Annotated in this window: 6 protein-coding genes; 2 read left to right on the top strand and 4 right to left on the bottom strand. The window is 60.5% G+C overall.

Annotation, left to right across the window (positions count from 1 at the left end; all coding sequences use genetic code 11):
- Positions 1-148: 148 nt before the first annotated feature.
- The gene (locus QZ540_RS07985) at positions 149-649 is read right to left on the bottom strand and encodes an HD domain-containing protein (RefSeq protein WP_294629040.1); all 501 of its coding nucleotides are present in this window, start codon (positions 647-649) and stop codon (positions 149-151) included.
- Between the two features lie 548 nt (positions 650-1,197).
- On the opposite strand from QZ540_RS07985, the gene QZ540_RS07980 reads away from it, so the two are divergent.
- Positions 1,198-2,052, top strand: coding sequence for a DUF4253 domain-containing protein (locus QZ540_RS07980; protein ID WP_294629038.1), 855 nt, complete (start codon positions 1,198-1,200; stop codon positions 2,050-2,052).
- Between the two features lie 132 nt (positions 2,053-2,184).
- On the opposite strand, the gene QZ540_RS07975 is transcribed toward QZ540_RS07980, so the two are convergent.
- From QZ540_RS07975 to QZ540_RS07965, 3 genes are read right to left on the bottom strand one after another with little or no spacing between them, the layout of a single operon-like run.
- Positions 2,185-2,859, bottom strand: coding sequence for an energy-coupling factor transporter transmembrane protein EcfT (locus QZ540_RS07975; protein ID WP_294629036.1), 675 nt, complete (start codon positions 2,857-2,859; stop codon positions 2,185-2,187).
- Complete coding sequence (locus QZ540_RS07970) at positions 2,849-3,736, bottom strand: ABC transporter ATP-binding protein (protein ID WP_294629034.1); 888 nt, start codon at positions 3,734-3,736, stop codon at positions 2,849-2,851. The genes QZ540_RS07975 and QZ540_RS07970 overlap by 11 nt, the downstream gene beginning before the upstream one ends.
- Positions 3,737-3,768: 32 nt before the next feature.
- Positions 3,769-4,419, bottom strand: a complete 651-nt coding sequence (locus QZ540_RS07965; RefSeq protein ID WP_294629031.1) for a biotin transporter BioY — start codon at positions 4,417-4,419, stop codon at positions 3,769-3,771.
- A 292-nt stretch (positions 4,420-4,711) separates the two neighbouring features.
- Between QZ540_RS07965 and QZ540_RS07960 the strand changes: the two genes are divergently transcribed.
- Positions 4,712-6,310 (top strand): ABC-F family ATP-binding cassette domain-containing protein, encoded by a 1,599-nt coding sequence (locus tag QZ540_RS07960; RefSeq protein ID WP_294629029.1) that lies wholly within the window; start codon positions 4,712-4,714, stop codon positions 6,308-6,310.
- Positions 6,311-6,430: the final 120 nt, after the last annotated feature.

The following is a 6,430-nucleotide window of genomic DNA, read 5'->3' as shown; positions in this document are numbered from 1 at the left end:
CCTTCGGCACCGGGCGGGCATTTTTATGGCTAAAATCTGCGCGATAAGGGAGCGATGCATAGAAGAACCCCCGCCTTCCGTGTGCCGTGTATGCGGCGGAGGCGGGGGTTCCTTACGTTAGCTGATGACGAGGCTTTTAGCCGTCTACCTAGTCGTTCAGGTGCAGCAGCTTCAGCGAGTGCTCATACTTGATCATGAGGCAGGTACGAGTCGGTTCCTCCAGAAGCGCCAAACGCTGCGGGTCAGTATTATCCGCAATATCGGCAAGCTTCACCAGACGAGCCAAATCATTCACACGAACCCGGCTCAGATACGACTCACGCGACTCACCCGGGCGGCGAGTCAACGCCTCAATCGCATCCACAATACGCGCCGAAAAATGACGCGCCAGGTACGCGAGAGAAACGCCGGTATCTTCCACCGTGTCATGTAGCAACGCCACAATCTGAGCCTCAGTCTTCAGCTCTTCCAAAGACACATCGGGATGAACGGCGGCAGCCATTTCAGAGGCAAGCTTACGCGCCCCAAGAGCCACACGGCGGGGGTGAGAGATGTAGGGCCAGCCGTTACGGTCAGTCTGCCCCTCATGCGCCTTATCAGCGATGCTGTCTGCCAGGCGAACCATCTCTTTGTAGTAGTTATTCGACATGAGAACCTCCGTTGGTTTGAACTCCTGCGAGTTCACGGCACCCGCCACCGTGCCGGTACGTTGCGCTCAACCGATACGGAACGGTAGCTGGTACCAATACTCTACGCCAGCTGTGGGGAAGCTGTAGCGGAACTCGCCCAAAACACCCTTAATACGTCAAATATGACGCGCAGAAGAAGAATGCAGGGTGTTTTCCCCAAGAAGTGGTGGGTTTGATGCCCGTTCTGCCTCGTATCTGTGGTTCAAGATAGCCCTGCTGGAGGCGCCCGGCACCTCCGCGAAAGTGTCCATCGCACCCTTTGGTACCGCCCGGCGTAACCCGCCCAAAATCTCATATGGTGGCGAAAAATTTCTAACTTTTTCTGGTGAAATTCTGCTCGCAAACCGCCCAACACTAAGGCAGTTTAAGCGTGTTTAGCACACACCGATACACACTCATCAAACGAAAAAATCACCCGCCCTGCGTGCCCTCCTAAAACCTCCAAAAACCCGTATTTTTCCGCGAAAATACGCGCTAAACTGGGGGCAACCAAACATCGGAGAACACCATGGCAGAGCTCTACGAGCGCTTCGTCGCTTTGTACCCCTACCCACACGAGCGAATCCGCCACGGCGCCCCACGAGCCGAACTTAACCGGCGATACCTCGAACACCTTTACGAGGGCAAGAACCGGGGAACAACCCCCATCGTGGTTGCCCTCGACCCGACCCTGCTCGGGACCATTGAGAATAACGTCTCCCTGCGCACCTCAACCCCCGTGCAGAACATCACCGCCGACACCATCAAGCGGTACGCACACGACCTCATCGCCGACCAGCATCGTTACCTGGACCAGGTCGGTGTAGAAGTTGCCGCGCACGAGGCGTTCCGGCACCTGAACGAGAGCGCCTACCTGCAGACCTACCGCCGCCTCATGGAGAATGGCGAACTCGGAGAAGACGATATCGGCACGCCGTTGAAGGCGGAGTACCCCTTCGAACTGACCGCCGGCATCATCAATGAGAAGGTCAAAGCTACCGACATTGACCGTGCCGCGGAACTGCTAATCATGGACCTGCCGCTCCGGGATGTATCCGGGGTCTTCGCCTACCTGCCCTTCGGCGGGTGGGACTCCAGCCCCAGCCCCGAGGCGATGCTGTCCATCGCCCGCTACTGGTTTGAACGCGATGACGCCTACCCGGCTGTTATTGCCTCGGACTTTATCGAGTTCTACACGCCGGTACCGGTCACGACCCGCCGTGATGCTGAGATCCTGGCGGTCGAGCACACGATGGTTTCCTCGGCGATGCCGGTGCGTGTCTACCGCGGCTTCGACAAGCTCGTGGAGGCGCTCTACGGTCAGCACGACTGGTACCTGTGGTGGGAGCAGCTCCCGGCGGCGCTAGTTGTCGAGCCGTTCTAAACCGCTTGAGTAATGTGAGTTAAAAGCAGGGGCGGGGTGAACCTACACGGTTCGCCCCGCCCTTTTCGCATATCTGCGCCTTTTCGTGTATTTATGCAGGTCCGCTCGTGGTTACAGCGTTACGCTGCTGCGCTATTTCAGCTCGTCCACGTGTCGCGCCCGCAACGCCTTAGCGGTCGCCGTCGCGTAATCCACCGCCTGCACAACCCACGGAATCAGCAGTCGCCAGTACATGCGTTTGGGCAGGTTACGCGCCACCGCGGCGCGACGCAACGCACCCCAGCGGTCCATGAGCGCCGGAATCGACCGGACCATCAACGCAATCAGCAGACCCAGCCGTTCGGGGGACAGACCCACAAAACGCAGCGGCGAACAGAGCCACACAAAGCCGTCAATCAGAACCGGCAGGGGAGTGCTCACCAGCAGAGCGCGGGACGCATAGAAAGCCGTCAGCATGGTCGCAATAGCGTCCGCACCGGAGGCATACTGCCCCGTGAACACGTAGTAGGCAACCATAATCAGTAGCAGCAGAGACAGCGTGCGAACCACCAGCCACAGCTGGGAGGCGGGCACACCAGCCCACAAGGCGCACAGCGTAGACGCGACCAAAGCCACCAGCGCCACCTGCCAGCCGGTCACCGCCAGCAGCAGGAACAGGCCAAAGAAGAGCGCCCCCTTGAGCCACAGCGGCGCCCGATGCACCGGCGTGTTCAGCGGCTGGTAGAAACCCACCAGCAGGGTACCGGGGTTGAAATCGGAGCCCTGGGAGGCGGGGCGCGGATTCACGCGCGGCGTGTTAGCGCTCATGCGCGCCTCCTGCCTCTTCGACAGTGGCGCCCTCGTTGGGGAACCCTTCGGCACACCATGTGCGGTACTGCTGCACCAGCTGCGCCGCATCCCCCTGGGCGAGCAGGCGCCCATCGTGAATAATGACGGCTTCATCGCAGGACGCCGCCAAATCCAGATCGTGCGTGCTGAGCACCAGCATCTGATCCAGCGACTCCAGGTGCTTGAGCAGCCGCGCGCGATTGCGCAAATCCAGCAGGGTGGTCGGCTCATCCAACAGAAGAATCTGCGGGCGCGCCGCCAGCACACTGGTGAGGGCAACCAGCTGCTTTTCGCCTCCTGAGAGGGTGAAAACGCTCTGATCCACCAGACGCTCGATGCCGCGCTCGCGGAGCAGTTCACGAATTCGTTCGCGGCGCTGCTCACCGCTGAGGGTGCTTCCCTCGACAGCAGCGGCACGGCGCAGACTCAGGTCAATATCTTCGGCGACGGTGGGCATAATCAGCTGCGCCTCCGGCTGGGCGAAGAGCATGCCTACACCCTCAAAAGCGCCCTGGGAACCAGCGTGAGAACCCGTACCCTTCGAGCCGCGGCTCGGCGCCTCCAGGGTATCTACACCGTTTACGCGCACAATACCCTCATCAGGGTGGGTGAGCCCGTTAAAAAGCCCCAGCAGGGTCGACTTGCCGCTACCATTCAGGCCCAGCACCGCGGTGCGTTTTGCCGTGAACTGCAGGCTCACATCCTTGAGGATACGGCGATGCCCGCCTTCGGGCAGCTCGGTGAAAACACTCACCGATTCAAGCTCGAGGGCGGGCATGCTGGTAGAGGCGCTCACCGTCTGTTCGCCCTGCACCTGTTGCGGTGCGTTCTGGCGCGTGGAGCGGCGAAAAAACATAGCTATCCTCTCGTGCGGCACATCGTGTGCCTTTAACGCTGGGCAGAAGCCAGGGACGGGAAGGCGCGGCGTACCGACAGGCCAACCAGAACCGCAATCGTGGACTTCACCAGATCCCAGGGAACAAACACCATTGCCGCGCTGAACGCAGCATCAAAAGTCATATGGGCGTTCACCATCATACCGGCGATACCGCAGGCGGTCAGAACCACAAAACCGCAGAAGTTCGCGACCAGAGCCATGAGGAAGGTCGCACCAACCGAGCGGGTGTTGCGGGTGAACAGGTAGGCGAGGGTGCCGGCAATAGCGGCGAAGGGCAGGAAGCCGAGCAGGTATCCGGCACTCGGGGAGGCGAGCGTACCCAAACCGGCGCCACCCTTAGCGAAGATGGGCAGACCCGCGAAACCAACCAGCAGGTACAGCGCCACGGAGGCGGTGGCGCGCTTGCCACCGAGAACCTGAGCAGTGATGTAAATGCCGAGGGTCTGGAAGGTGAAGGGAACCGCAACGCCGCCCAGGCTGACGGCGGGCATGATTGCGAGCGCGGCGATGAAGCCCGCGAACACTGCGATGAGGGAGAGGTCGGTGGCGAGGGAAGTCTTCGCCGCTACGTTACGGCGCGGTGCCGGGGAGGCCTGGGCTGCTTGGGTTGCCTGGGATGATTCGCGCACGGAATCGGTCATTGGGGTGGTACTCCTTTGATACGTATTGCTCTGCAGATTTTTCTACAGAGTTGAGGGTAGCGGTGGTTGACTGCTTGTCACAACCCAGTTTTTGAACAATGTTCTATGAATGATGTCCGGTATGTATAGTACACCGCACACCATGAAAACAAAAGGTGCCCCACATGCGCACTCGGCACACCTGCACTAAAATTGATGAGGTGCTCCGCGCGCTCGCCGCTTCTAACCCGGCAAATCCCGCCTACCGAGCACTACTAGCCCACACACCAGACCGCCATCCGGAAAGGCACCCATGATTGCTGTACAGAACCTCGAATTGCGTGCAGGCGCGCGCCTGCTCATGGAAGAGGTCACCTTCCGCATCGATAAGGGCGACAAGATTGGTCTGGTGGGCCGTAACGGTGCCGGCAAGACCACTATGACTAAGGTGCTTGCCGGTCTGACCCTGCCCGCTGACGGTACGGTGACCCGCAGCGGCACTATCGGTTACCTTCCGCAGGACCCGAAGGTGGACGACATGAGCCAGCTGGCTCGTGACCGCATCCTTTCGGCGCGTGGCCTGGACGGTGTGGCGCGCAAGATGCGTCAGGCGCAGGAGGACATGGCGAGCGAGGACCCGGCGGTGCGCGCTAAGGGCATGCGCCGTTACGACCGCCTGGAGGCAGAGTTTATCGCCGGCGGTGGGTACGCGGCCGAGTCGGAGGCGGCGGTCATCACCTCCAACCTGGATTTGCCGGAGCGCGTGCTCGCCCAGCCGCTGTCTACTCTCTCGGGTGGTCAGCGTCGCCGCGTGGAGCTGGCGCGTATTCTCTTCTCGAACGCAGACACCATGTTGCTGGATGAGCCGACCAACCACCTGGATGCCGACTCGATCATGTGGCTGCGTGACTTCTTGAAGAACTTCTCCGGCGGTCTGATGGTTATCAGCCACGACGTCGACCTCATGGAGCTGGTCGTCAACCGCGTCTTCTACCTGGACGCGAACCGCTGCGTGATTGACCAGTACAACATGGGCTGGAAGAACTACCTGACTCAGCGTGAGCAGGATGAGCACCGCCGCAAGCGTGAGCGTGCGAATGCGCAGAAGAAGGCGAACGCTCTGATGGAGCAGGCGAATAAGATGCGCGCGAAGGCGACGAAGGCTGTTGCGGCTCAGCAGATGATTAAGCGTGCTGAGAAGCTTCTGCGCGGCCTGGAGGAGGAGCGTCAGAGCGATAAGGTTGCGGCGATTCGCTTCCCGGATCCGGCGCCGTGCGGTAAGACTCCGCTGTCTGCGCAGGGTCTGTCCAAGTCGTATGGTTCGTTGGAGATTTTCACGGATGTTGACCTTGCCATTGACCGTGGTTCGCGCGTGGTGGTGCTGGGCCTGAACGGTGCGGGTAAGACCACTTTGCTGCGCATGCTGGCGGGTTCGACTCAGCCTGATACGGGCGAGGTTGTGTACGGTCACGGCGCGAAGCTGGGCTATTTTGCGCAGGAACACGAAATCCTGGATGGCGACCGCACCGTCTTTGAGAACATGAAGTCTGCCGCCCCGGATCTGGATGATACCCGCGTGCGCACGATTTTGGGTTCGTTCCTGTTCTCCGGCGACGACGTGGATAAGCCCGCCGGCGTGCTCTCCGGTGGCGAGAAGACCCGTCTGTCGCTGGCGACCCTGGTGGCGTCGAGCGCGAACGTGCTGCTGCTGGATGAGCCGACCAACAACCTGGACCCCGCCTCGCGTGAGGAGATTCTGAACGCGCTGAAGGCGTATCAGGGCGCCATTGTGATGGTTTCTCACGATGAGGGCGCCGTGGAGGCACTCGACCCCGAGCGTGTGTTGCTTCTGCCGGATGCGGTGGAGGACCTGTGGTCGAAGGATTACCAGGATTTGATTTCGCTGGCTTAAATAGCGTGATTCGCTGACGTAAAAGCTGACATAAAAGTACGGGGAGGCCCCGGTACCGTGTGGTGCCGGGGTCTCCTCTGTGTATTGCGGTGTATTGCGCGCTGTTTTATTGTTCTCCGC

The sequence above is a fragment of the uncultured Rothia sp. genome (genome assembly GCF_916049665.1).
Taxonomy (GTDB): domain Bacteria; phylum Actinomycetota; class Actinomycetes; order Actinomycetales; family Micrococcaceae; genus Rothia.
This window is presented reverse-complemented; position numbering and strand designations above follow the sequence as displayed.

What these genes read in the sequence shown, in the direction of transcription:
- QZ540_RS07985 (WP_294629040.1), bottom strand. Translation starts at nt 649, where the DNA reads ATGTCGAATAACTACTACAAAGAGATGGTTCGCCTGGCAGACAGCATC.
- QZ540_RS07980 (WP_294629038.1), top strand. Translation starts at nt 1,198, where the DNA reads ATGGCAGAGCTCTACGAGCGCTTCGTCGCTTTGTACCCCTACCCACAC.
- QZ540_RS07975 (WP_294629036.1), bottom strand. Translation starts at nt 2,859, where the DNA reads ATGAGCGCTAACACGCCGCGCGTGAATCCGCGCCCCGCCTCCCAGGGC.
- QZ540_RS07970 (WP_294629034.1), bottom strand. Translation starts at nt 3,736, where the DNA reads ATGTTTTTTCGCCGCTCCACGCGCCAGAACGCACCGCAACAGGTGCAG.
- QZ540_RS07965 (WP_294629031.1), bottom strand. Translation starts at nt 4,419, where the DNA reads ATGACCGATTCCGTGCGCGAATCATCCCAGGCAACCCAAGCAGCCCAG.
- QZ540_RS07960 (WP_294629029.1), top strand. Translation starts at nt 4,712, where the DNA reads ATGATTGCTGTACAGAACCTCGAATTGCGTGCAGGCGCGCGCCTGCTC.